The sequence below is a fragment of the Streptomyces sp. NPDC028308 genome (genome assembly GCF_055565855.1).
Genome location: NZ_JBVHTO010000021.1, coordinates 30,240 through 54,479 on the forward strand (window position 1 = coordinate 30,240; position 24,240 = coordinate 54,479).

Annotated in this window: 19 protein-coding genes and 1 pseudogene; 12 read left to right on the plus strand and 8 right to left on the minus strand. The window is 71.9% G+C overall.

All coding sequences use genetic code 11. From position 1 onward, the window contains the following. Positions 1-57: 57 nt before the first annotated feature. The 6 genes from ACZ4VA_RS37550 (at position 58) to ACZ4VA_RS37575 (ending at position 7,280) form a co-directional block, all read left to right on the plus strand. Positions 58-1,146: a substrate-binding domain-containing protein gene (locus ACZ4VA_RS37550; protein WP_356173883.1), complete on the plus strand. Its 1,089-nt coding sequence runs from the start codon at positions 58-60 to the stop codon at positions 1,144-1,146. Positions 1,147-1,264: 118 nt separating this feature from the next. Continuing rightward, on the plus strand, positions 1,265-2,575 hold the full coding sequence (locus ACZ4VA_RS37555) for an ABC transporter substrate-binding protein (protein ID WP_468084400.1): 1,311 nt from the start codon (positions 1,265-1,267) through the stop codon (positions 2,573-2,575). Between the two features lie 118 nt (positions 2,576-2,693). Next, positions 2,694-3,665 (plus strand): carbohydrate ABC transporter permease, encoded by a 972-nt coding sequence (locus ACZ4VA_RS37560; RefSeq protein ID WP_355788908.1) that lies wholly within the window; start codon positions 2,694-2,696, stop codon positions 3,663-3,665. Then, complete coding sequence (locus ACZ4VA_RS37565; RefSeq protein ID WP_388907112.1) at positions 3,662-4,582, plus strand: carbohydrate ABC transporter permease; 921 nt, start codon at positions 3,662-3,664, stop codon at positions 4,580-4,582. Before ACZ4VA_RS37560 ends, ACZ4VA_RS37565 begins: the two co-directional genes overlap by 4 nt. 80 nt (positions 4,583-4,662) lie before the next feature. Further along, the gene (locus ACZ4VA_RS37570; RefSeq protein WP_468084423.1) at positions 4,663-5,640 is read left to right on the plus strand and encodes a hydroxyacid dehydrogenase; all 978 of its coding nucleotides are present in this window, start codon (positions 4,663-4,665) and stop codon (positions 5,638-5,640) included. 59 nt (positions 5,641-5,699) lie between these two features. Continuing rightward, on the plus strand, positions 5,700-7,280 hold the full coding sequence (locus ACZ4VA_RS37575; protein ID WP_468084403.1) for an HAD-IA family hydrolase: 1,581 nt from the start codon (positions 5,700-5,702) through the stop codon (positions 7,278-7,280). On the opposite strand, the gene ACZ4VA_RS37580 is transcribed toward ACZ4VA_RS37575, so the two are convergent. Further along, on the minus strand, positions 7,267-9,726 hold the full coding sequence (locus ACZ4VA_RS37580; RefSeq protein ID WP_468084405.1) for a polysaccharide lyase 8 family protein: 2,460 nt from the start codon (positions 9,724-9,726) through the stop codon (positions 7,267-7,269). The genes ACZ4VA_RS37575 and ACZ4VA_RS37580 overlap by 14 nt on opposite strands. A 1,942-nt stretch (positions 9,727-11,668) precedes the next feature. Here ACZ4VA_RS37580 and ACZ4VA_RS37585 point away from each other — a divergent pair. The 3 genes from ACZ4VA_RS37585 to ACZ4VA_RS37595 all read left to right on the plus strand — a co-directional run bounded on the left by ACZ4VA_RS37585 (position 11,669) and on the right by ACZ4VA_RS37595 (position 14,375). Next, positions 11,669-12,106 carry a peptidoglycan-binding domain-containing protein gene (locus ACZ4VA_RS37585; RefSeq protein WP_356173895.1) on the plus strand — a complete coding sequence of 146 codons (438 nt, stop codon included), beginning with the start codon at positions 11,669-11,671 and terminating at the stop codon, positions 12,104-12,106. A 282-nt stretch (positions 12,107-12,388) separates the two neighbouring features. Further along, a complete protein-coding gene (locus tag ACZ4VA_RS37590) occupies positions 12,389-13,213 on the plus strand; it encodes a pectate lyase (RefSeq protein ID WP_355793230.1) in 825 nt (274 codons plus the stop codon). Between the two features lie 193 nt (positions 13,214-13,406). Continuing rightward, complete coding sequence (locus tag ACZ4VA_RS37595) at positions 13,407-14,375, plus strand: aldo/keto reductase (RefSeq protein ID WP_356173898.1); 969 nt, start codon at positions 13,407-13,409, stop codon at positions 14,373-14,375. Between the two features lie 99 nt (positions 14,376-14,474). Here the strand turns inward: ACZ4VA_RS37595 and ACZ4VA_RS37600 are convergent. After that, a pseudogene (locus tag ACZ4VA_RS37600) lies at positions 14,475-15,119 on the minus strand (nucleoside/nucleotide kinase family protein); the annotation flags it as partial. A 243-nt stretch (positions 15,120-15,362) separates the two neighbouring features. On the opposite strand from ACZ4VA_RS37600, the gene ACZ4VA_RS37605 reads away from it, so the two are divergent. Genes ACZ4VA_RS37605 through ACZ4VA_RS37615 form a run of 3 tightly spaced genes read left to right on the plus strand, consistent with a single transcriptional unit; the run spans position 15,363 to position 19,024 of the window. Further along, a complete protein-coding gene (locus ACZ4VA_RS37605; protein WP_355791198.1) occupies positions 15,363-16,100 on the plus strand; it encodes a beta-phosphoglucomutase family hydrolase in 738 nt (245 codons plus the stop codon). Then, a complete protein-coding gene (locus ACZ4VA_RS37610) occupies positions 16,097-18,463 on the plus strand; it encodes a glycoside hydrolase family 65 protein (protein ID WP_355791195.1) in 2,367 nt (788 codons plus the stop codon). The genes ACZ4VA_RS37605 and ACZ4VA_RS37610 overlap by 4 nt, the downstream gene beginning before the upstream one ends. A gap of 24 nt (positions 18,464-18,487) precedes the next feature. Further along, positions 18,488-19,024, plus strand: a complete 537-nt coding sequence (locus tag ACZ4VA_RS37615) for a P-loop NTPase family protein (RefSeq protein WP_355791192.1) — start codon at positions 18,488-18,490, stop codon at positions 19,022-19,024. 7 nt (positions 19,025-19,031) lie between these two features. Here ACZ4VA_RS37615 and ACZ4VA_RS37620 read toward each other — a convergent pair whose 3' ends face one another. The 6 genes from ACZ4VA_RS37620 to ACZ4VA_RS37645 form a co-directional block, all read right to left on the minus strand. After that, positions 19,032-20,444 (minus strand): CAP domain-containing protein, encoded by a 1,413-nt coding sequence (locus ACZ4VA_RS37620; protein WP_468084409.1) that lies wholly within the window; start codon positions 20,442-20,444, stop codon positions 19,032-19,034. An 82-nt stretch (positions 20,445-20,526) separates the two neighbouring features. After that, the gene (locus tag ACZ4VA_RS37625) at positions 20,527-20,832 is read right to left on the minus strand and encodes a YkvA family protein (RefSeq protein ID WP_356239725.1); all 306 of its coding nucleotides are present in this window, start codon (positions 20,830-20,832) and stop codon (positions 20,527-20,529) included. 9 nt (positions 20,833-20,841) lie between these two features. Continuing rightward, a complete protein-coding gene (locus ACZ4VA_RS37630) occupies positions 20,842-21,735 on the minus strand; it encodes an MBL fold metallo-hydrolase (protein ID WP_356173913.1) in 894 nt (297 codons plus the stop codon). Between the two features lie 119 nt (positions 21,736-21,854). Beyond that, positions 21,855-22,412: an antibiotic biosynthesis monooxygenase gene (locus ACZ4VA_RS37635; RefSeq protein WP_468084412.1), complete on the minus strand. Its 558-nt coding sequence runs from the start codon at positions 22,410-22,412 to the stop codon at positions 21,855-21,857. Positions 22,413-22,476: 64 nt separating this feature from the next. After that, the gene (locus tag ACZ4VA_RS37640) at positions 22,477-22,857 is read right to left on the minus strand and encodes a hypothetical protein (protein WP_355784882.1); all 381 of its coding nucleotides are present in this window, start codon (positions 22,855-22,857) and stop codon (positions 22,477-22,479) included. Between the two features lie 302 nt (positions 22,858-23,159). Further along, the gene (locus ACZ4VA_RS37645; protein ID WP_355784884.1) at positions 23,160-24,083 is read right to left on the minus strand and encodes a MurR/RpiR family transcriptional regulator; all 924 of its coding nucleotides are present in this window, start codon (positions 24,081-24,083) and stop codon (positions 23,160-23,162) included. Positions 24,084-24,240: the final 157 nt, after the last annotated feature.

Consider the following 24,240-nt stretch of genomic DNA (forward strand, 5'->3'; position numbering starts at 1 on the left):
GGGATCACGCCTCGCGTCTCCTCGTTCGTCCGTCCGGCCTTGCTCCAGGGGGAGCCCATGCGACTGCACGTCGACCAGCGCCATGAGCGAGTGCTCGAACTCGTCCGGGAGCGCGGCAGCCTGCGGGTCGCCGACCTCGCGGCCGAACTCGGGGTGTCCGCGGTGACCTTGCGGCGTGACGTGGAGGCGCTCGCCGCGCAGGGCCGGGTGCACCGGCTGCACGGAGCGGTGGTCTGGCCGGGCGACGCGGCCGCCGAGCCCCAGCCCCGCCGGGAGTCCGCCGAGGGCGCCGTGATCGGCATGATCGTGCCGACCACCAAGCACATCTTCGCGGACATCGTCCGAGGGGTTCGCGAGGTCGTCGCCGCGCACGGCGGGCGGCTGGTCCTCGGCATGACCGGCTACGTCGACTCCGAGGACCCCGTGCAGGCGGAACACCTGGTCGCGGGCGGTGCGGAGGCGCTGCTCGTCGCCCCGAGCTGGTTCGGGGGAGTGCCCGTCGGCGGTCAGGAGAAGTGGCTGCTCGACTGCGAGGTGCCGACGGTCCTGGTGGAGCGTTCGGCGCCGGCCGGCAACCCCGCGGCGGATCTGGACCGGGTGCGCACGGACCGCGCCCACGGTGCCGCCGTCGCCGTCGGTCATTTCGCCGCGCTGGGCCACCGCCGGGTCACCGCCGTGCTCCAGGAGGGCCCGCACGCCGATCAGATCTCCGCGGGCTATCTGGCGGCGGTGCGGTCGCTGGGTCTGGAGGGCGACACCGGTGCCCCCGCGACACGTGAACACGGCGACTACGAGGCCACCCTCGACTACCTCACCGAGGCGGTCCGCAAACGCGGCGTCACCGCGGCGCTGATCCACAGCGACGAGGACGCCATCGTGCTGGTGCCGAAACTGCAGGCGGCCGGCATCAGCGTGCCCGGCGACCTCGCGCTGATCGCGTACGACGACGAGGTGGCCGCCCTCGCGGACGTCCCGCTCACCGCCGTCGCCCCGCCCACGCGCGCGGTGGGGGAGCTGGCGGCGGGGCTGCTGCTCCAGCGGCTCGCCGAACGTCGTGCAGGGCGCGGGCCCGGGCCGCGTCAACACATCGAACTGCTCCCGGAGTTGAGGGTGCGCGCATCCTGCGGTGGTGGCACCTCCGCTTGATGAGCGTTGTGCGATCGTTTTGATTGTTGTGGTCGAACGCTCTTGACTCTGATCGTGTGCGCGCAAAAGATGTCCTGCATCCGCCTCTTCCCGTACGAGGTCTCGTAGGAGCCGTGCCATGCCGCGCACTTCACGTTCGTTCCGCACCCGCCTTGCCGCCACCGCCGCCGTCGCCGCTCTGGGCCTGCTCGCCACCGCCTGCGGCGGCGACGGCTCGACCGACGCCGCGTCGGACGGCAAGCCGGTCACCATCGACTACTGGACCTGGACGCTCGGAGCCAAGTCGACCGTCGAGGCGTTCAACCGGACGCACAAGGACATCAAGGTCAGGTTCACCGAGATACCCAGCTCGACGGAGGGCTACAGCAAGCTCTCCAACGCGGTGAAGGCGGGCAACGCGCCCGACGTGGCGACCATCGAGTACCAGATGGTTCCGGAGTTCGCGAGCCAGGGCAATCTGATCGATCTGACCGAGTACGCCGGAGAAACGGTCAAGACGAAGTTCCCCGAGTCGCTCCAGAGCCTCGTGACCTTCGGCGGGAAGACCTGGACCGTCCCCTACGACGTCGCGCCGCAGCTCTACTACTACCGCACCGACCTGTTCAAGAAGTACGGCATCGAAGTCCCCGCCACCTGGGACCAGTTCGAGGCCGCCGCCGCGAAGGTGAAGAAGAAGGACAAGAACGTCCGGCTGGCCTCGATGCCCAAGTCGGACCCGGCCCTGCTGGCCGCCCTGTCCTGGCAGGCCGGCGGCAAGTGGTTCGCCACCGAGGGCGACGCCTGGAAGCCCGGCGTCGACGACGCCGCCACCAAGAAGGTCGCCGCCTACTGGGACGGCCTCGCCGAGAAGGACCTCGTGCAGTCCTTCACCGGCTACAGCCCCGAGGAGACCAAGGCTCGCGCCACCGGCAAGACGCTCTCCTTCCTCGGCGCCTCCTGGTCCGCCGGCGGCATGAAGACCGCCATGCCCGACCTCAAGGGCAAGTGGGCCGTCGCGCCACTGCCCAACTGGGGCACCGCCGCCACCGGCAACTACGGCGGCACCTCCTACGGCGTCCTCAAGGGCAGCAAGCACGCCGAGGCGGCCACCGAGTTCATCGAGTGGCTCACCACGAGCAAGGCGGGCGTCGAGGCGCGCCTCGCCGACCTCGAGTCGCCGAGCAGCGCGCTGCCCGCGAACCCGGCGCTGCGCACCGTCGCCGCCGCCAAGTTCGACACCTCGTACCTGAACGGCCAGGACCTCTACAAGCTGGCCTCCGAGCAGGTCGACACCATCGTCCACGGCTGGACCTGGGGCCCCAACCAGATGGACGTGTACACCGCGGTGCAGGACGCGGCGGCGAAGTCCGGCTTCACCTCCGGCGTGGAGGCGGGCCAGCGGAAGGCCGAATCGGGCATCGAGGAGCGCGGGCTGAAGCTCGCCGAGTGACCCGGCGGATCCGGCCGTCGTCCCCGGTGTCCGGCAGGCACCCGGACACCGGCCGCGGCCGGATCCCCCTTTCCTCCGCCGTCTCCCCGTAGCGCCCAGCCCGCCAAGGAGTCCCACTGTGGCAGCACCCGTCCTCCAGCCCGTGAGCCCACCGAAGACCAGACCGCCGGGTGCGGTGAAGCCGCTGGGCTCCGTACGGCTGCGGCGCACCCAGCGCCGGGCCGCGGCCCTGTTCATCACACCGTTCTTCGTGCTGTTCGGTGCCGTCATGGTCGCGCCCATCGGCTACGCCGTGTGGATGAGCCTGTTCCAGGAACACTCCTCCGGACTCGGCTTCGGCGGCACCGAGCGGGTGTTCTCCGGATTCGGCAACTACACCCGGGCACTGTCCGACGCCGGCTTCCGGGACTCCTTCGCGCACATCGGGCTCTACTGCGCCCTGTACATCCCGGTGATGATCGGCGGGTCGCTGCTCCTCGCCCTGCTGGTCGACTCGGCGCTGGCACGGGCCAAACGGTTCTTCCAGCTCGCGCTGTTCCTGCCGCACGCCATCCCCGGGCTGATCGCCTCGATCATCTGGATCTACCTGTACACCCCCGGACTGAGCCCGGTACTGGAGTGGATCGGCGCGCTCGGCGGCTCCTGGAACTTCTACAGCAATGACCACGTGCTGTCGTCCATGGTCAACCTGTGCGCCTGGCAGTGGATCGGCTACAACATGGTCATCTTCTACGCCGCGCTCCAGGCCGTTCCGCGCGAAGTGATCGAGGCGGCCGTCGTGGACGGAGCGGGCGCCGTCCGGACGGCACTGCGCATCAAGGTCCCTATGATCGCTTCCGCGGTCGTCATGACCGTTCTGTTCACCTGCGTCGGCGCCATCCAGATCTTCACCGAGCCCAAGCTCCTCAACCAGCGCGGAGCGCCCTCCATCGACACTGAATGGTCGCCCACCCTGTTCATCTGGAAGGCGGGCTTCGTGCAGCACGACTACGGGCTGGCCGCCGCCGCGTCCCTGATCCTCGCCCTGCTGGGCGTCGTCCTCTCCTACATCGTCACCCGGCTCGGCAACCGGTGGAAGGCGGCGTCATGAGCACCCTCATCCGAACCACGGGCGCCCCCCGCGCGCAGACCGGCCCCGAGGCCGCCCCGGCCGCCCGCCGCCGCACCTCGCCCCACGCCCTGCTCTCCAAAGGAGTCGTGAACGGCGTCCTCGTCGTCGCGGCGTTCTACACACTCATGCCGGTGAGCTGGCTGCTCTTCGCCGCCACCAAGAACAACCGCGACCTGTTCGGCACCTCAGGGTTCTCCCTCGGAGAGTTCAACCTGTTCGGCAATCTGCACCGCGTCTTCACCTTCAACGACGGCATCTACCTCCGCTGGTTCGGCAACAGCATCCTGTACTCCGTGGTCGGTTCGGCCGCCTCCACGTTCCTGTGCATCGCCACCGGCTACGCCTTCGACAAGTACGACTTCAAGGGCAAGGAGAAGCTGTTCGGCCTGGTCCTCGGCGGGGTCCTGGTCCCCACCACCGTGATCCAGCTGCCGATGTACCTCCTCGCCACCAAGGCCGGAGTCGTCAACACCTACTGGGCGCTGCTGCTGCCCGCCCTGGTCAACCCGTTCGGGGTGTACCTCGCCCGGGTGTTCTCCGAGGGGTACGTACCCGGCGAGGTGCTGGAGGCCGCGCGCGTCGACGGCGCCGGTGAACTGCGCACCTTCGGCGGCATCGCGCTGCCGATGCTCGCGCCCGGCTTCATGACCATCTTCCTGTTCTCGTTCACCGCCAGCTGGAACAACTTCTTCGGTGCCCTCGTCATGCTGAACGACGAGAAGCTCTACCCCGTCAACCTCGGCCTGTTCATGTGGAACAGCGTCACGCAGCAGCAGCCCGAGTACTACTCGCTCGTCATCACCGGCTCCCTCGTCGCCGTCGTCCCGCTGATCGTCGCTTTCGTCTGCCTCCAGCGCTTCTGGCGCTCGGGCCTGACCGCCGGCGCGGTGAAGTGACCATGCTCGTACCGGAAGAGACCCTCCTGACCGGCCCCGAGCCGGCGACCCGGGAACGACGGCCGCGCACCGCTCTCGCCATGGGCCGCGAGGTCCACGGCTCCCTGCGGGCGGAGGGCGCGCTCGACCGGCTGCGCACCGTCGCAGAGGTCGACCCCGCCGCCCACATCACCGACTTCGGCACCGTCGACGACAGCGAACTGGCACAGCTGGAGGTCCTGTTCACCCACTGGGGAGCGCCCCTGCTGACCGAGGAGGCGCTGGGCCGCATGCCGCGGCTGCGTGCCGTCGTCCACGCCGCGGGCTCCGTCAAGCACCATGTCACCGAAGCCGTCTGGAAGCGGGGCATCACCGTCTCCTCCGCGGCGGCGGCGAACGCCCTGCCCGTCGCCGAATTCACCCTCGCCGCCATCCTGTTCGCCAACAAGCGGGTCCTCGACATGGCCCGCACCTACGCCGACGTACGCGCACAGCCCGCGCTGCTGCCCCACTTCACCGGACACGGCAACTACCGGCGCACGGTCGGTGTCGTCGGCGCCTCCCGCATCGGACGCCGCCTAGTCGAACTGCTCCGCCCCCTCGACCTCGACGTCCTGCTGCACGACCCGTACCTGGACCCCGCACAGGCCCGGGCACTGGGCGTGGAACCCGTCGACCTCGACACGCTCGTCCGGCGCAGCCACGTCGTGTCCATCCACGCCCCCGAACTGCCCGAGACACGGCACATGTTCGACGCCCGCCGCATCGCGCTCCTGCGGGACGGCGCCACCCTCGTCAACACCGCCCGCGGTTCCCTCGTCGACACCGACGCGCTCACCGAGCACCTGCTCACCGGCCGCATCCACGCGGTGCTCGACGTCACCGAACCCGAGGTGCCGCCCGCCGGCTCGCTGCTGTACACACTGCCCAACGTGCTGCTCACCCCGCACATCGCGGGCTCCCTGGGCAACGAGCTTGGACGGATGGCCGATTGGGCCGTCGACGAGGTCCGGCGCTACGCCCAGGGGCTCCCGTTCGCCCACGCGGTCGGCCCGGACGACCTGAGCCGCTCGGCCTGAACACCTGCCCGAGCCCGGCCCCGTACTCCCCGCGACCGCCGTACCGAAAGGACCCCTTCATGCCCGCCGCCGTCCACCGCGTCCTCGTCGTCGGCATCGACGGCGTCCGCCTCGACGTGCTGCGCCGCCTGCGCACCCCGCACCTCGACACGCTCGCGGCCGCCGGTTTCCTCGCGCCCGTCGAGGTGGACGACCGCACGCCGACCATGTCGGGCCCGTGCTGGGCGACCGTCGTGACCGGTGTGAGCGCCGCGAAGCACGGCGTGTGGAGCAACGACTTCAGCGGCCACCGGCTCGACGTCTTCCCGGACTTCGCGACCCGCCTCACCGAACAGGACGGCCGCCGTACGTTCGTCGCGGCCGGCTGGCGGCCGCTGATGCAGGCGCGCGACGGCGGCCCGCTCTTCCGCGCCCCCTCCAGGACCGCGTACGTCGCCCCCGCGGCCGACACCCCGGAGGCCTGGGAGGAGTGCGACGAGCGGATCACCGAGGAGGCGGCGCGGGTCCTCGCCGGTGACGACGTGGAGGCCTCGTTCGTCTACCTCGGCGCACCCGACGAGACCGCCCACTTCCTCGGCTGCGGGGAGGCGTATGAGACCTCCGTGCTGCGCGCCGACGAACGGCTCGGCCGGCTGCTGGCGGCGGTGCGCTCCCGCCCGTCGTACGACGCCGAGCGGTGGACCTTCCTCGTCGTCACCGACCACGGGCACGTCGACGCGGGTGGCCACGGCGGCCGTTCGCCCGAGGAGCGCACCGCCTGGCTCGCCGCAGCCGGCCCCGGTATCTCCGCGCCGCCGCCGACGGTGCGTCATACCGACGTCGCCGCCCAGGTGTTCGCGTCCGTGGGGCGGCTCGCGGACCGGCACTGGACGCTCGACGGGCGACCCTTCGCGGCCGCCCCGCACGCGGTGCTCGTCGACATGGACGGGACGCTGGTCGACACCGAGTCGCTGTGGCTGCGGACGGTACGCGAGAGCGCCGCCCGCCTCGGTCACGAACTCGGGGACGACGACCTGCCCCACGTCCTGGGCCGCGCGGTCCAGGACACCGCCTCCCATCTGCACCGGGTGACGGGGCACGACACGCACACGCTCGCCGCGGAACTCGACGCGGCCTTCCTGACCGCGGTGCGGGCGCAGGCGACCCCTTTGCCAGGTGCGGCCGAACTACTGGACCTGCTGGCGGACTTGGGAATCCCGGCGGCCCTGGTGTCGGCGTCCCCGCGTCCCGTGGTGGACAGCGTGCTCAAGGTGCTGGGCGCGGAGCGATTCCGGACGACGGTGGCGGCCGGTGAGACACCCCGGACCAAGCCCGCCGCCGATCCCTATCTCGCGGCGGCCCGGGCGCTCGGTGTCGACCCCGCGGCCTGTCTCGCCGTCGAGGACAGCCCGGCCGGGGTGGCCGCCGCCGAGGCCGCGGGCTGCCGGGTGCTCGCCGTGCCGTCGTACACGCCGATCGCACCGGGGCCGCGGCGCACTGTGCGCTCCGGCCTGGCCGGGATCGGCGTGCACGACCTGTGGACCGCGGGTCTCCAGGCGTCGGAGGGGGCGCCTGGAGACCCGCACGACCGCCCCGGAACCCGACCCGGCCGGGGCGGCGCCGGGCGCTCCTTCGGGGGACCGTCGGTCAGGCGAGCTTGACGGTGATCCGCTGCGTGACGCCGGCCGTGGCGCCCAGGTCGCCGAAGGTGAGCCGCAGGGCGGAGCCGGTGGTCGCCGAGGTGACGGTGGACGGCTTGGACGTCACCGCGGAGACCGCCCGGTTCCAGGTGAGGGTGAGACCGGTCTGCGCGCGCATCGGATCGCTGACGCAGACGACCGCCGTCCCGTCGCTCCTCTCGCTGATCATCACGGAGCACGGGGCGCTCGCGGTGAGAGGTCCCACTGTGCCGCCGAACCAGAAGTTGACCCCGGTGAAGCCGAGCGACGGCACGCCGACCCCCTGCTGGTCGTCCGAATTGGCCAGCAGAGTCAGCCAGTTGACCGCGGCGGCACGCGCCTGGGTCTGGGCCGCGGTGGCGCCCGGCATGAGCAGGTGGGCGTACGAGCCGCCGGTCGGGTTCGTACCGTGGTCGACGTACATGGTGAGGTACTTGCGGTTCAGGACCGTGGTGGAGCCGCCCTTGTTGATGTCGCTCCACCTGCCGTCCCGACCCTCGCGCAGCGCCTTGACGGTCGCTCCGCCGGGGAAGACATAGCCGCCGTGGCCGCCGAGGTGCGCCCACCGGACGCCGGTGAGCGTCTCCGACCAGGGGTAGCCGGACGGCTTGGTGACGCCGTCGGCCTGGAAGGGCGCGCCGCCGGTGGGGCCGAGGTTGCGGTTGTCCACCGTCGACTCCACGGCCGTCCCGTCGGTGCACTTGATGCCCGCGCCGAGGCAGACGATCGCGTCGTCCAGGCAGAACCACGACTTCTTCGCCATCAGGGTGCTGCCGAGGCCCTTCAAGTACTGTCCGACGGCTGCCCGTTGGCCGTCGGTGGCGCCGCCGACCCAGTTCACGTCCGGCCGGGACGCTCCCCAGTCGCCGCCCGCGGCGTCCGCGAGCACCTTGCGCGAAGCCGTGACGCCGGGCAGCCGATAGGGGTCGACGGTGGGCCAGAAGGCGTCGCTGTACTGCCCGTTGCCGAAGGTGTCGCCCCACCAGTAGAGCATTCCGGAACCGGTGTGCCAGCCGCGCAGGTTCTCGCCGTTGCCCGTCTCGTAGTGCGTGATCCGGCGGTCGGCCATGCTGATGGACGCGGTCCAGCCGGGGCGGCGGTGCGTGGCGCGGGCCATGTCGGTGAACAGCCGGTGCCCCGTCGGCTCGGCGATCGCGGACACCGAGGTGTCGTCCGCGACGCCCTTGAGCCGGGCCAGGCCGGTGAGCCCGAGCGCGGGATCATCGAGCGGCGGGCTGTAGTAGTCACGTTGCATCCAGCCCTTCACCAGGCCCCGCCATCGCGCGTTCCGGGTGCTGTCCGCGCCCTGCCCGAGGAGCACGATCGAGGCGAGGATCGCGTGCCCGCGCACGTGGTCGTCCTGCTGGATCTGCTTGGCGTCGGACGCGGACAGGCCCCGGCTGATCGCCCGCCCGGACACGCCGTCCATGACGAGCCCGTTGTGGAGGAAGGGCGCCCACGCGTTCTCCACCGCGTCGAAGACGATCTGCCGGCCGGGATCGGTGACTTCCCAGGTGGAACCGGCGAGCAGGCTGAAGAGCATGCCGAGTCCGCCGAGCATGACCGACCCGTAGGAGCCTGTGTACGGGACGGAGGTGTGCTGGACGAACGAACCGTCCTTGTAGAGTCCGTCGCCGCTCGTCACGTACGGGAAGACCGGCGAGAGCGCGTCCCGGGCCAGGGCGATCTTGGCCGCCTCGGCGCCCACGACGCCCCGCAGCGCCAGCACGCGGCAGAGGTCGACCCGGTTGGCACCCGTGCTCGTACCGGTGTACGTCGCCACGGCCGAGTCGGGCACGAAGTGGTCGACCGCCCTCAGATAGGCGGCGATCCGCGCCGCCGGCAACTGGTCGTACATCAGCACGCAGACGTCCAGCAGCGCCTGCGGGGCGCCGATCTGCCAGCTGTACCAGTTCCCGTAGCGGGTCCGGTTCTCGTTGTAGGCCTCGGAGTAGAGATGGTCGAGGCCCGTGAGGACGGCGTCCCTCAGCCCCGTGTCGCCGGTCAGGCCCGTGCCCTGCTGGCAGTAGGCCTGGGCGAGCGTGCTCAGTCTGGTGTAACTGGCGTTGAGGTTCCCCGAGTAGCCGTACGACTCCTGGTCGGTGTCGGGTTCGGGGTCCGCGTACACCAGGTCGGGCCACAGGGAGCCGGTGGCGGGCGCCATCGAGGAACGCAACTGCGCGGCGGTGGTGCCGAGTTCGGAGAGCCTGCTCTTGAAGGGCTCGGCGGTGGGGGAGAACCCCTCGCCGAGAAGGAGGGTGCGCCAGGTCGCGCGCAGGGTCGCGAACTCGTCCGCGGCCTCGGTCGTGTCGGTGGCGGACGGGACGGCGGCACCGGCGGCACCGGCGGCGCCGACGGTGCTGCCCAGAGCGAGTGCGGTGCCGCCGCTCGCGGCGAGGAAACCACGGCGTGACCATCGAGTCGTCATGAGCGCGTTTTCTAGCACGGAATTGTTCAAACGCTCAATAACTCCAGCCGAAGTGAGCGTATCGATCGATTGAAGAGCGGTGTGGTCGGTGGCGCCCGCGGTGAACCCGGCGCCCGCCCGCCACGTATCACTGCTCGGGGATGCCGGGAGACCGCGTCCGTGGAAGGAGAGCAGTGTGTCGACACCGCCCGAGCCCGGCCCGCGGCCGGAGCACCCGGCGATCGAGCCCACGCATGTCGAGCGCGGGCGTACGTCGGATTCTCTGGCGGACCTGCTGAGACAGGTACGGGAGAAGGAGGCCGCCCGCCGCCCGACGCCCTCGGACGACGGGCCCGCAGGAGACGTCGGGCCTGCCCGAGATGACGGGCCTGCGCCGGATCCCGCGCCCGCCTTTGCCTCGCCGTACTTAAACGACGGGCCTGTGCCCGATCCCGCGCCCGCCTTCGACGCGCTGCACTCGGATGAGGGGCCTGGGTTCGGTTCTTCGCCCGCCTTCGTGTCGCGGTCCTTGGACGACGGGCCTGTGCGCGATCCCGCGTCCGTCTTCGAGCCGCCGTACTCGGACGACGAGCCTGTGCTTGATCCTGCGTCGGACTTCGAGCGGCTGTACCCGGATGACGGGCGTGTGTCCGATCCCGCCGCCTCGGCCTTTGACCCGCAGTACTTGGATGACGGGCGTGTGCCGGATCGCGCCGCCCTTGCCTTTGACCCGCTGTACTCGGACGACGGGCCTGTGCGCGATCCCGCGCCCGCCTTCGACGCGCTGCACTCGGGCGACGTGCTGCACTCGGATGAGGGGTCTCGGTTCGGTTCCTCGCCCGCCTCCGGGTCGCGGTCCTTGGACGACGGGCCTGTGCCCGATCCCGCGCTCGTCTTCGAGCCGCCGTACTCGGACGACGGGCCCGTGCCTGATCCTGCGTCGGCCTCCGACCCGCCGCATTCGGACGACGGACCTGCGTCACGTCCAGCCTCGGCCTCCGGCTCCGGCTCCGGCTCCGGCCCCGGCTCCGAGCCGCCATACCTGGGTCACCGCCCCGCACCGGACCCCGATCCCGCGTCCGCCTTCGACCCGCCGCACCCGCAGTACCCGCACCCGCAGTACCCGCACCCGCAGTACCCGCCCCCGGCCGCGCGCCCGCCGGGCCCTGAACACTTGCCCGGTCCGGACCTCGTGCCGGACTCCGGCTACCCACCGGCCCCGCAGCACGCACCCTCCGCCGCGGAGTACGCGCCCGTTCCGGAGTACCCGCCGACCCCCGCGAGCCCGCCCGCCGAGGACGCTTCGCTCGACTCCGGTTATCCGTCGCCCCCGGAGCACGCGCCTGCTCCGGACCTCGTGGGCAACCCCGCTTATGCGCCCGCCCCGAAGTACCCGCCGACCTCAGCCGGTCCGCATGGCGACGCGGCCCCCGCGCACCCTCCCCACCTGGGTCCCACCCCTGACGCACGTGGCATGGCCGACCCCGCCCCCGACCCCACCCCCACCTCCGACCTCACCCCCACACCCGACGAGAAGTACGAGTTCAACGCCAGGCCCTCAGCGCCCCCGGCGTCGCCCACCCCGGACGCCGTGAAGCGGGAACTACCTCCGCCCCGGATGGGCAGGCAACCCGCTTCGGGCGGCGCGGATCCGGCCACCAGCCGCGCCGACGCCCGACGCCCAACCACTGGACGCACTGCCGCCGAGGGTGACGTCACCCCGGAAGGCGCGGCCGGCACGGCGGGGAGCGCGGCAGGCAGAAGGCGAAGCCCTCGTCGGCGGGCGGCGGCGGGACAGGGGGCTGAGGCAGAGGCCGTGGGCTCGTCCGTGAGACGGCTGACGGCAGGTCGCGGTACCGGCAAGCGGGCGGTCGGCAGGGCCACGGAGGGAGCCGAGGGAGCCGAGGGAGCCGAGGGAGCGGCGGGCCGGCGGGCCGTGGAGAGGGCCGCGAGGCGCCGACGCATGCGGCGGCCCGTGGACGGTCCGGTCCTGCGCCGCGCCGCCATCGGCACCGCGGTCGTCGCGGCGGCGGTGCTCGGGTTCACCGTGGCCATGCTCCTGCCCGGTGACGACGCCGCCCGAGCGGACCGGCCGACCACGCCCGCGGGTGCTCCGGTGGAGGCCGCCGACGGAGTGCCGCCGGGAGAGGCCGACCCGGACGGCGCGGGCACCCTCCGGGAGGGGGACAGCGGCCCGGCGGTGGTGGAGCTGCAGAAGCGCCTGCTGCGTCTTCCGGACGTGTACGTGGGCGGGTCGACCGACGGCACCTACGATGCCGTCCTCACCGCGGCCGTGGCCCGCTTCCAGCTCTGGTACGGCATTCGCGGCGACGAGACCGGCGTCTACGGCGACGACACCCGCCACGACCTGGAGGCCCGGACCACGCCCGCCGCGGGGTAACCCCAAGGGCTCCCAACGCCTGTCCGCACCGCGCGAGTTGGCCGGATGCGTTCTGCGCGACTCGTTGACTAGAAAGCGCTTTCCCCCTACCTTCCCGTTCAGCGACGTGACCCGCAGGAGTCACCCCGCGTACGGCACTCGGCCGCTGTACCCCGGCGAACAGGGGTAGTTCGGCCTCGGAGCACCTCTCGGCGCCTGTGCTTCACGCTCGCACGCATCCAACGTTCAACATGCCGTATGCGGTTCATGGCACTGAATCCCCCACGCAGAAGGAATCGGGACATGACCTCATCAGCACGCCCGCACAGCCGGCGTCGCCCCACTCGGCGCCGCGCCCTTCTCGGCACACTGGCCGCCCTCGGGCTGACCGGCAGCACCTTCCTCGTGAGCGGCATGGCCGGCACGGCAGACGCGGCGGCGGCCTGGCCGACCCCGACGAGGAGCGTGCCCGTCACCGCGACGAAGGCGGTCTCCGGCACATACGACGGCGGCCTGCAGCGCTTCTACGGCAGCGGTGACCTCGGCGACGGCGGCCAGGACGAGGGCCAGGACCCGCTGTTCAACCTGGCGGACGGAGCGGTCCTCAAGAACGTCGTCATCGGCGCCCCGGCGGCCGACGGCATCCACTGCGCCGGCACCTGCACGCTGCAGAACGTCTGGTGGGAGGACGTCGGCGAGGACGCCGCCACCTTCAAGGGCAAGTCGTCCTCGGCCACGTACACCGTGACCGGCGGGGGCGCCAAGTCCGCGTCGGACAAGGTGTTCCAGTTCAACGGCGCCGGCAAGCTGACCGTGACCGGGTTCCAGGTCTCGAACTTCGGCAAGCTGGTCCGCTCCTGCGGCAACTGCTCCACGCAGTACAAGCGCACGATCGTGGTCAGCGACGTGGACGTGACCGCGCCGGGCAAGTCCGTCGTCGGCATCAACACCAACTACGGTGACACGGCGACCCTGTCGAAGATCCGCATCCACGGCGACAGCAGCAAGAAGATCAAGCCGTGCATCCGGTACACGGGCAACAACACCGGAGCCGAGCCCACCGAGACCGGCAGCGGTCCCGACGGCACCTACTGCAAGTACACGGCGTCCGACATCACCTACAGCTGATCCGGCGTCCCGGCGGCCGGTGGACCCGCCCTTCCGAGGGTCCGCCGGACGCCGAGCGCCTTCGGCCCTGTCGAGCGCCGGAGTTCACGGGAACGGGGCCTGCCTGCGGTTCGGGGCGTGCCGGTGGGATCTCTCCTGTGTACCGTCGGCCTGGGGTGAGGTGCGCCCCGCCTCCGTGACGGCAGGAGTGAACATGCAGTACGTGAAGCTCGGTTCGACGGGCCTGGACGTGTCCCGGATCTGCGTGGGATGCATGAGTTTCGGCGTCCCGGACCGCGGCACGCACGAGTGGACCCTCGACGAGGAGGCGTCCCGCCCGCTGATCCGGCAGGCCCTGGACGCCGGGATCAACTTCTTCGACACGGCGAACGTCTACTCCGACGGCACCAGCGAGGAGATCGTCGGACGAGTGCTCGCGGACCTGGCGCGCCGCGAGGAGGTCGTCATCGCGACCAAGGTCAACGGCGCCATGCACCAGGGGCCCAACGGCCGCGGCCTGTCCCGCAAGGCGATCATGACCGAGATCGACAACAGCCTGCGCCGTCTGGGCACCGACTACGTCGACCTCTACCAGATCCACCGCTGGGACCCGGCCACGCCCGTCGAGGAGACGATGGAGGCCCTGCACGACGTGGTCAAGGCGGGCAAGGCCCGCTACATCGGGGCGAGTTCGATGTACGCGTGGCAGTTCTCCAAGGCGCAGTACACCGCCCGGCTGAACGGGTGGACGCGGTTCGCCTCCATGCAGAACCACTACAACCTCCTCTACCGCGAGGAGGAGCGCGAGATGCTGCCGCTCTGCGCGGACCAGGGCGTCGCCGTCCTGCCCTGGAGCCCGCTCGCCCGCGGCCGGCTGACCCGCGAGTGGGCCACCGACAGCGAGCGCAGCCGCACCGACGAGTACGGCAAGAAGCTGTACCAGGAGGGTGACCGCGTCATCGTCGACACCGTCGGCCGGATCGCCGCCGAACGCGGTGTGCCCCGGGCGCAGGTCGCCCTCGCCTGGCTGCTGCGGCAGGACTCCGTGACCGCTCCCATCGTGGGCGCCACCAAGGCCCGGCACCTTGACGACGCGGTCGCCGCCCTGAGCCTCGAACTGAGCGACACGGAGGCCGAACAGCTGGAGGAGCCCTACACGCCGCACGCGATCAGCGGCCACTGACGTCCCCGCCGGGCGGTGTGCACGGCCCCGCCGGGCGTGCCCGTTCTCCGGGCCACCGGGTTCTCTCGTCTGGCGGGAACCGAGGCCGGCGTCCCGCGCTCAGTCACGCGGGACGAGTGTCCCCGGCACCACCAGGTCGGCGTGCTCGCGGGTCGTGGCCACCAGTCGGGCGTTGTGCTCGTCCGTGCCGTGGACCCAGGCGACCGCCGTGTCGTGGTCCTTGCCGAAGCGTTCGTGGCGGGCGACGAGGCGGCGTACGCGCTCCTCCTCGTCGAGCTCGCAGAACCAGACCTCGTCCAGTTGCGGCCGCACCCGCGCCCAGTCGCCGTCCGGTACGAGGAGGTAGTTGCCCTCCGTGACGACCAGGCGCGCGCTGCGGGGGACCGGGACGGCGCCCGCGAGAGGCTGCTCCAGGGTGCGTTCGAAACCCGGCGCGTAGACGACGTCGTCCTCGTCTTCGCGCAGCCGGCGCAGCAGCGCCGCGTAGCCCGCCGCGTCGAAGGTGTCGGGGGCGCCCTTGCGGTCGCGGCGGCCGAGCCGGTCCAACTCGGCGTCCGCCAGGTGGAAGCCGTCCATGGGGACGTGCGCGGCCCAGGGCGCGACGTCCCCGTTGAGTGCCGCGACGAGGCGTTCCGCCAGCGTCGTCTTGCCCGCGCCGGGACTGCCCGCGATGCCGAGCAGGGCGCGGCGGCCGGGTCGCACGAGCGCTGCCGCTCGCTTCAGGAGGTCGTCGAAGGTCATGGACGCGTTTCCCCTTCGGTGGTCGGGCGGCCGGGCGGAATCCCGAGAGCCGCTGCCGGCAGGACTGGCGGGGATGACGCTCCCCATCTCGGGCAGACGCTTTCCGAGATCGTGGAAGGAGTATGAACCGACGATGCCCGCAGCCGGACAGCACCATCGCACCGGGCGCCGCGCGGCTGACGTACGCGATCGGCGTGTGGCGCCCGCCACCCGCTGGGAGGGCACCGCCCTGGGAAGGTTCTCACCATGACGCAGCTCGGTCTTCCGAAAGAAATCCAGGCCTGTCTCTTCGATCTCGACGGGGTCATCACCAAGACCGCCGTCGTGCACGCAGCCGCGTGGAAGCGGACCTTCGACGACTTCCTGCGCCGGCGCGACGGCGACGGCTTCCGTCCCTTCTCGGACGACGACTACGACCGGTACGTGGACGGAATGCCCCGTGCCGACGGCGTCCGCTCCTTCCTCGCCTCGCGCGGCGTCGAACTGCCCGAGGGCGGCCCCGACGACCCGCCGGACGAGGAGACGGTGCACGGACTCGGCAACCGCAAGAACGAACTGCTGCTGGACCTGATCCGCACCGACGGCGTCGAGGCCTACGACACCACCCTGCGCTACATCCAGGCGGCCCGCGCCGAGGGACTGCTCACCGCCGTGGTCTCCTCCAGCGCCAACTGCCGGGACGTCCTCAGGTCGATCGGCGCGGAGTGCCTCTTCGACGTCCGGATCGACGGCGTGGTCGCCGCGGAGCGGAAACTGCCCGGCAAGCCGCGGCCGGACACGTTCCTGGCAGCCGCCCGCGATCTCGGCGTCGAGGCGTCGGCGGCCGCCGTGTTCGAGGACGCGCTGGCCGGCATGGACGCCGGCCGTTCCGGGCACTTCGGGTACGTCGTGGGCGTGGACCGCGTCGGCCAGGCGGACGCCCTGCGCGAGCACGGCGCGGACGTCGTCGTGTCGGACCTGGCCGAACTGAGGGAGCAGCGTTGATCACCCACACGTCGTACGCCGTCGAGCCGTGGGCGGTGCGGGAGCACATCCTGCACCTCGACGTGCTCCCGCAGAGCGAGTCGGTGTTCGCGCTGTCCAACGGGCACGTCGGCTGGCGCGGCAACCTCGACGAGGGGGAGCCGCACGGCCTGCCGGGGTCCTACCTGAACGGCGTCCACGAGACCCACCCGCTGCCGTACGCGGAGGCGGGATACGGCTACCCGGAGTCCGGGCAGACCGTCATCAACGTCACCAACGGGAAGATCATCCGGCTGCTGGTCGACGACGAGCCCTTCGATCTGCGGTACGGCCGGCTGCGTTCGCACGAGCGGGTCCTCGACCTGCGCACCGGTCTGCTCACCCGGACCTGCGAGTGGACGTCGCCTGCCGGGTCGACCGTGCGGGTGCGGTCGACGCGGCTGGTCTCCTTCACCCAGCGGTCGATCGCCGCCGTGGCCTACGAGGTCGAGGCCGTCGGCAGCGAGAGCCGTATCGTCGTCCAGTCGGAGCTCGTCGCCAACGAGCAACTCCCGGGCCACAACGGAGACCCCCGGGCCGCGGTCGCGCTGGACTCGCCGCTGGAACCGGAGGAGCACTTCGCGAAGGACCGGCGGCTGCGTCTGGTGCACCGCACCCGGCGCAGCGGCCTGCGTGTCGGCGCCGCCGCCGACCACGCCGTCGACGGACCGGAACCGACGACCACGGACAGCGAGAGCACCGACGACGTCGCCCGCCTCACCGTCACCTCCGTCCTCGCCCCCGGGCAGAAGCTGAGGGTCGAGAAGTTCGTCTCGTACGGCTGGTCGAGCACGCGGTCGCTGCCCGCCGTGAGCGACCAGGTGGACGCGGCGCTGGCGGCGGCCACGAGGTCGGGCTGGCAGGGCCTCGTCGACGAACAGCGCGCCTACCTGGACGACTTCTGGGCCCGCGCCGACGTCGAGGTGGACGGTGACGAGGAGGTCCAGCAGGCGGTCCGCTTCGCCCTCTTCCACGTGCTGCAGGCCGGTGCCCGCGCCGAGCAGCGGGCCATCCCGGCGAAGGGGCTCACCGGCTCCGGTTACGACGGGCACGCCTTCTGGGACACCGAGACCTTCGTACTGCCCCTGCTCATGTACACCTCGCCGAATGCCGTCGCCGAGGCCCTGCGCTGGCGCCAGAACACCCTGTCGGCCGCCCGCGAACGGGCGGCCCTCCTCGGGCTGAAGGGCGCGGCGTTCCCGTGGCGGACCATCGCGGGATCGGAGGGGTCGGCGTACTGGCCCGCCGGCACCGCCGCGTTCCATGTGAACGCCGACATCGCCGACGCCGTGGTGCGCTACGTCGCCGTCACCGGTGACCGGGCCTTCGAACGCGACACCGGCGTCGAGCTGCTGGTGGAGACGGCCCGGCTGTGGCGCTCGCTCGGCCACCACGACCACCAGGGGAACTTCCACATCGACGGCGTCACGGGACCGGACGAGTACAGCGCGGTCGCGGACGACAACACGTACACCAACCTGATGGCCCGTACGAACCTGCTCGCCGCCGCCGAGGTCGTCGAGCGCCATCCCCGGCGGGCCGCGGCCCTCGGTGTGGACGACGAGGAGAGCGCCGCCTGGCGCGACGCCGCCGAGGCCATGCACATCCCGTACAACCACGAACTGGGCGTCCACGAGCAGCACTCCGGCTTCACCCGCTACCAGCGCTGGGACTTCGCGTCCACGGGCCCGGAGCAGTATCCGCTGATGCTGAACTTCCCGTACTTCGACATCTACCGCAAGCAGGTCGTCAAACAGGCGGACCTGGTGCTCGCGATGTACAAGTGCAGCCCGTTCTTCGACGAGGAGCACAAGGCCCGCAACTTCGCCTACTACGAACCCCTCACCGTCCGCGACTCCTCCCTGTCGGCGTGCTGCCAGGCCGTCATCGCCGCCGAGACCGGCCATCCGCACCTCGCCTACGACTACCTGATGGAGGCGGCGCTGATGGATCTGGAGGACCTGGAGCACAACACCCGCGACGGGCTCCACATCGCCTCCCTCGCCGGGGCGTGGATGGCGCTCGTCGCGGGCTTCGGCGGGATGCGGCACCAGGGCGAGCGGATCGAGTTCGCGCCCCGGCTGCCCGAGCGGATCAGCCGCCTGGCCTTCCACGTGGAGATACTCGGCCGCCGCCTGCGCGTGGAGGTCAAACCGGCCGCCGCGACGTACACCCTGCTGTCCGGCGAACCGCTGACCGTCCACCACTACGGCGAACCGCTCACCGTCGACGCGGACAAGGCGCGGCAGCGCGACATACCGAAGACCCGGCAGCGCCCGGCACCGGAGCAGCCGCCGCACCGGCGCCCCAACAGCGGACTGCTGGGACGCGTCGACGGGGGGTGAACGGGCCGGACGTATGCTCCCGGCATGAAGCGCATCCTCGTGGCCGGCATCAGCGGAGCCGGGAAGTCCACCCTGGCGCGCGCCCTGTCGGCACAACTCGGCCTGCCGTACCACGAGATGGACGTGCTGTACTTCGCGGGGCCCGGCTGGGCGGTGAACGAGACGTTCGCCGAGGACGTCGGCCGCATCGCCGGGTCCCCGGGCTGGATCTTCGACTCGTTCGGCTATCCGGAGGTCCGCGACCTGCTGTGGGAGCGCGCCGACACGGTGCTCTGGCTGGACTACGGGCGAGGCGTGGTCATGCCGCGCGTCCTGCGCCGCTCGCTGCGCAGGACGCTGACGCGCGAGCGGCTCTTCGGCGGCAACAGGGAGACCCTGGCGGACTGGTTCCGCGCCGACCACCCCGCCTGGTGGGCCTGGTCCCGGCACGGGGCGCGGCGCGCGGAGATCGGCCGCCGCGCGGAGGACGCGCGGTTCGCTCCGCTCCGGGTCGAGCGCTTCACCACCCCGCGTCAAACCGCCCGCTGGCTGCGGTCCCTCACGGCCGCCGAGTCGGACTGACGCCGCGTCAGCCGCCGAAGAGCTGCGTCCAGTACGTGCCCGCCGGGCCGCCGCCCGCGAAACCGACGCCGAGATGAGTGAAGGCCGGTTTCAGGATGTTGGCGCGGTGGCCCGGGCTGTTCATCCAGCCCTGGACGACCTCGGTGGGGAAGCGCTGACCGCAGGCGATGTTCTCCCCGACGGAGCGGTGGCCGGAGCCCGCGGCGGCCGCCCGGTCCCAGGGCTCCCGGCCCTCCGGCGAGGTGTGGGAGTAGAAGCCGCGGACGGCCATGTCGGTGCTGTGCGCCTGCGCGGCCTCGGTCAGCCGGGCGTCCGCGGCCAGCGGGCGCAGACCGGCCGACGTCCGCTCGGCGTTGGTCAGCGCGAGGACCTCCGCCGCCGTCCGCGCCAGTCCGGCGGGGGAGAAGGGGCAGGCCCACAGCGCCGTCCAGAACAGGTCACCGGAGCGCGGCGCGGCGGCGTGGCCCACCCCGACCTGGCCGAACGCCGGTGCGCACAGGGTGAGTCGGGACCGCTCCGTCGAGAGGCAGTACTCCACGAACTCGGCCGGGGTGCGCGGGCCCGACACCAGGTGCTCGCCGACGGTCAGGTACGCGTATCCGGTCGCCGTGAGGCGCTGGTGGACGGAGACGCCGTCCAGGGTCTCGGCGCCGAGGCGTCCGGTGGCGGCCATCGCGGCGGCGTGCGCTTGTGCCGCGGCCGTCAGCCGCGCCTCGGTGAACACGGGCGGGGCCCCGGCGGCGGCGCGTGCGGCGTTCACGCGCGCGAGGAACTCGTCGGGGCCCTGGTGGACGCGGGGGTCTCCACCGGGCGGCCGGCCGGCGGGCCGGGGCGGGACGACCCCGGGTGCCGGGCGAGGCGGCGCAGGCATGGCGGGGGTCGTCCCGAGGGGCGCGGGGCGGGGAGCCTCCGGTGCCCGGCGGGCCGGCTCGGCGGGAGTCTCGTCGATGACCTCGATGCCGAAGTCCCGGGCCACGCCCGCGAGTCCGTCGGCGTAGCCCTGTCCCAGCGCGCGCAGTTTCCATCCGGTGCCGCGCCGGTAGATCTCGGCGATCAGCAGGACGCTCTCGCTGTCGGGGCGTGGCGGCGCGAAGCGGACGAGGGCACGCCCGCCCGGCCCGCTCACATGCAGTACGGGCACGGGCAGCCGGCCCAGGGGTGTGTCCGGGTCGGCGGCGCCGACGACCAGGCAGACACGGGAGGCGCCGGGCCGCAGCCCCGCGGGGTCCACGGTCAGGCCCTCGCCCGTCAGCCGGACCCCGGGCGCGCCGTGCTGGTTGTAGAAGACGAAGTCGCCGTCGCCCCGGACCTTCCCGCCGTCGTCCGTGATGAGCGCGCTGACGTCGAAGGGGCCCGGCACCCGGAGCGTCAGGGTGCCGGACGGCAGGGGCACGTTGCCCCCGGGAACAAGCTCGCTCATCGCGCCGCCCGTCGGGTGTCGGTCCTCCGCAGCGGCCTGCCGAGCGGGCGGCCCGCCGTCCCTGGCCGCACCCCTCGGGCCGCTACTCCGACAACGCCCGGCCGGTACCGCGCGGTTCCCTCGACGGCACGGCGGAGCGCAGCGACCTGAGGGCCAGCAGCAGGACGCCGATGTCGTCCAGGTAGACGGGGTCGGGCACCAGGTCGGTGGGGAGCACGAGATAGGCGACGGCACCCCAGAACACCCAGCGGGGGCCGGCCGGGAGCCCGGCGCGGCGCAGATCGCGGCGGGCCCGCACGAGCCGGACCAGCAGGGCGACGGCCACCGCCAGTACGGCCGCCGCGAGGATCGCGCCGACGACGAGCAGGTTCCGTGTCGTGGGTTCCATGTCCGCGTCCTAGTCGTGGTCGGGTGTGTCGAGTCGGCAGACGACGAAGTCGGTGAAGGCGTGGCGTCCGGGCCGGTCCCCGATCTCGTCGATCGCCGCGCGGATGTCGCGCAGCCGTTCCGGCGGCAGTTGCAGAGGCGGCTCGTCGGGCTGGTACGTGGTGCGCACCGGGTAGTCCTCGCCCGGACGCCGGGTCATCTCGATGTGGCAGCCGAGGACGTGGCTGACGGGCCGCTCCGCGCAGAAGGCGATCAGCCGGTCGACGCTGCGGGTGAAGGCGGGCCAGTCGTCCACGTAGAGGCGGCCCGGGTAGACGGTGTCGCCGGTGAGCAGGAACCCGGTCCAGGGGTCGTAGTACGTCACGGCCGCCTCGTGGTGGCCGGGGGTGGCCAGGCACTCCAGCACCCGCCCGCCGAGGTCGACGCGCGCGATCCGGTCGGGGTCGTCGGTGAAGCCGAAGTAGGCGAAGGCGCTGTCGCGGGCCGCGTCCACCACGCGGGTGTCCGGGCGGCCGGTGAACTGGCCGTCGGCCGCGATGTGGTCGCCGTGCGGGTGGGTGTGCAGCACGAGCAGTCCGTAGCCGTCCCGGGGGTGCGCCGCCAGCCACCGGTCCATGAGTCCGTCGACCACCCGGCGCAGCGGGAAGAACGCGGGCGACGCGGTCGCCCCGGTGTCGATCAGCACGGCACGGGTCTCGCCGAACAGCAGGAAGAGGAACGGCGCCTCGTAGTCGACGGCCATGTTCTGCCGCAGGACGACGGTGTGCTCGTCGTACACGTGGACCTGGATCTCGGGGTCCGTGTCGTGCTTCGCCGACGGCGATCCGTGGATCCACCGCACGTCGAGCGAGCGCACGCCGGGGGATGCGGCGGTGACGAGGCCCTGCGGCTCTGGCGCGTCCACGACGGCTCCTTCGCTGCGTCGTCCTGCTGACCGGGTACGGCTCACATCCGGCCCGAGGCAGGCACGGCCGCGCCGCCGCGGGGAAATTACCACGGCTCGCGTACCCGCCCTGCCGCTGATCAGGCGTCGGGCGAGGGATAGAGCCACAGCCGGAACAGCCGGCTGAGTCCGGGCATGATGACGTAGGTGAGCAGGGGCAGCAGGACGAGCGGGAACACGGCGGCCCGCAGCGGCAGGGGCCAGGCGGCCGTCCACGGCGTCACCAGCCACTGGATCAGCAGGGTGCACGGATAGGCGCCCAGGAACGTCGTGAGGGCCATCTTCCAGCGCGCGGGTGCCCGTACCGCGGTGCCCGGGAGACTGAACCAGGTCTCCATCCCGGTCGTCGACTGCCGCTCGCTGCTGACCTCGGTGGCGACGCCCTCGATCCGCGCGTGCCACTTGGCGCGCTCGGGCGAGTCCAGCCACTCGCCGAGCCGCCGCGCGTCGGCGAAGCGGAGTACGGCGTGGCTGAGGTGGCCGTCCTCGGGGCGCAGCCAGGAGACGCCCTCGTTGCCGGTGAACTCTCTCGCGCAGCGCGTGATGCCGTGCGTCCACTCCTCGAACTCGGCCTCGTGTCCCGGGCGGACCTTCCAGGTGAGTACGGTCGTGATGGGGTCGCCGTGAGGGGTGCTCATGTCGACATCGTCTGCCACGTGTGGCGCCGGTCATGCACCGGCGCGCCTCCGGGGCGGTGCGCCGTCAGTGCGGGCGGCCGGCACCGCCGTCGACGAGGGCCTGGCTGACGACCCTGATGCTGCGGGCGATGTGGTGGAGCTGGCGGACCTCGGCGGCGTACATCTTGATGGTGTGCTCGATGACGGACTCCGGGATGCCGAGGGCCGGGAGTTCGGCGCGCGCGGTCTGCAGCGCCGTCCGCGCGACCCGCATCTCCTGCTGCACCTGGATCTGCGCGTGGCGGGCGAGCAGCACGGGATGGCGCATGAGCGCCGGGTAGCTGGCGTAGCGGGCCGGCACCAGGTCGCGCAGCCACTTGGCGGCCGACCTCTCCCAGTCGTAGCTGCCGGGGTTCTTGACCTGGCACGGCCAGTCCGTACTGATCGGCGAGTAAGTCAGGGCCATGTTCTTCGCTTCCGGGGGACGTCGGCGGCTCAGTGCGGGTTCTGGGGCGGCCCCGACCTAGGGGATGACCGGGGCCGCCGCCACGGCACTCGTGAACGAGTCCCGTTCCGAGCACCCGGAACCCGTTGGGTAGGAGCGGACGGCCCCGGGTGATCGTCGGAGGTGACCCCAGAGGCCTCTGGGGTCACGATCCGCAAGGAGTATTTATATATACCGCCGGATACGCAAGGACATGAAAAAATTCATGCGCGATATGGGAGGAATAGTCCGGTGATGACACCGTCACGCACCGTGCCGCGTCGTCAGTCCTTCAGGAAGAAGTGGTGCTGCTCGGCGATCTGCTCGTACTCCTCCAGGCGGCCCTGGGTCCGCTCCGGGTCGGCGTCGGTCATGGCCTGGAGCAGCGCCGAGGACATCACCACGGGCGCCGCGTAGGAGTCGAAGACGAGCCGGGAGCCCGTCCCGGTGGCGAAGGTGACGTCGGCCTCGTCGGCCAGCGGCCCCAGCGCCAGGTCGGTGACCAGCGCGACCCGCAGCCCGGCCCGCCGCGCCACCTGCACCGCCGTGAGCGTCTCCTGGGCGTGCCGGGGCATCGCGAAGGCCAGCACCCAGGTGCCGCCCGCCTCCCTCGACTGGAGCAGGGCGTCGTACGCGACGCTGCCGCCCCGGGTCACCAGCCGCACGTCCGGGTGGATGCGCCGAGCGGCGTACGCGAAGTACTCGGCCAGGGACACCGAGATCCGCAGGCCCAGCACGGTCAGCGGGGTCGAGAGGGACAGCGCACGGCCGATCTCGATCACCCGGTCGGGGTCGGCGAAGTCGCGGCGCAGGTTCTCCAGGTTCTCGATCTCGGCGTCCACCGCCGCTTGGAGCTCGTTGCTGCGGTTCTCCGCGGGCGTGGCCGGCGCGCTGCCGAGCGTGGCGAGGGCGATCGCCTGGAGCCGCTCCCGCAACGCCGGGTAGCCGCTGAAGCCGACCGCGGCGGCGAAACGGGTCACCGAGGGCTGGCTGACACCCACCCGCTCCGCGAGATCGGTGATCGACAGGAAGGCCGCCTCGGTGATGTGCTCGATCAGGTACTGGGCGATGCGCCGCTGCCCGGGCGAGAGCCGGGGGCCGTCGAACAGCTCCCTGAGCTGGGAGGTCGGGGCCGCGCCCGCCTCAGGTGCCGTCCTGCCCGAGGTGATCGCAGATGCCTGCGCGCGTGCCTGCTGCGGCGATGGCACCGGGCCGCCTCCTTCGTGTCCCACGAGGACTCAACATAGCTCACTGTCTGTGCTGACCTGGGCGGGTACGGCCACAACCAGGTGGCAGCCGACCCGTTTCACCGCCACCCTCGGGGTACCCGTGTCAGCACGAACGCGCCTGTGCGCAGGCGAGAGG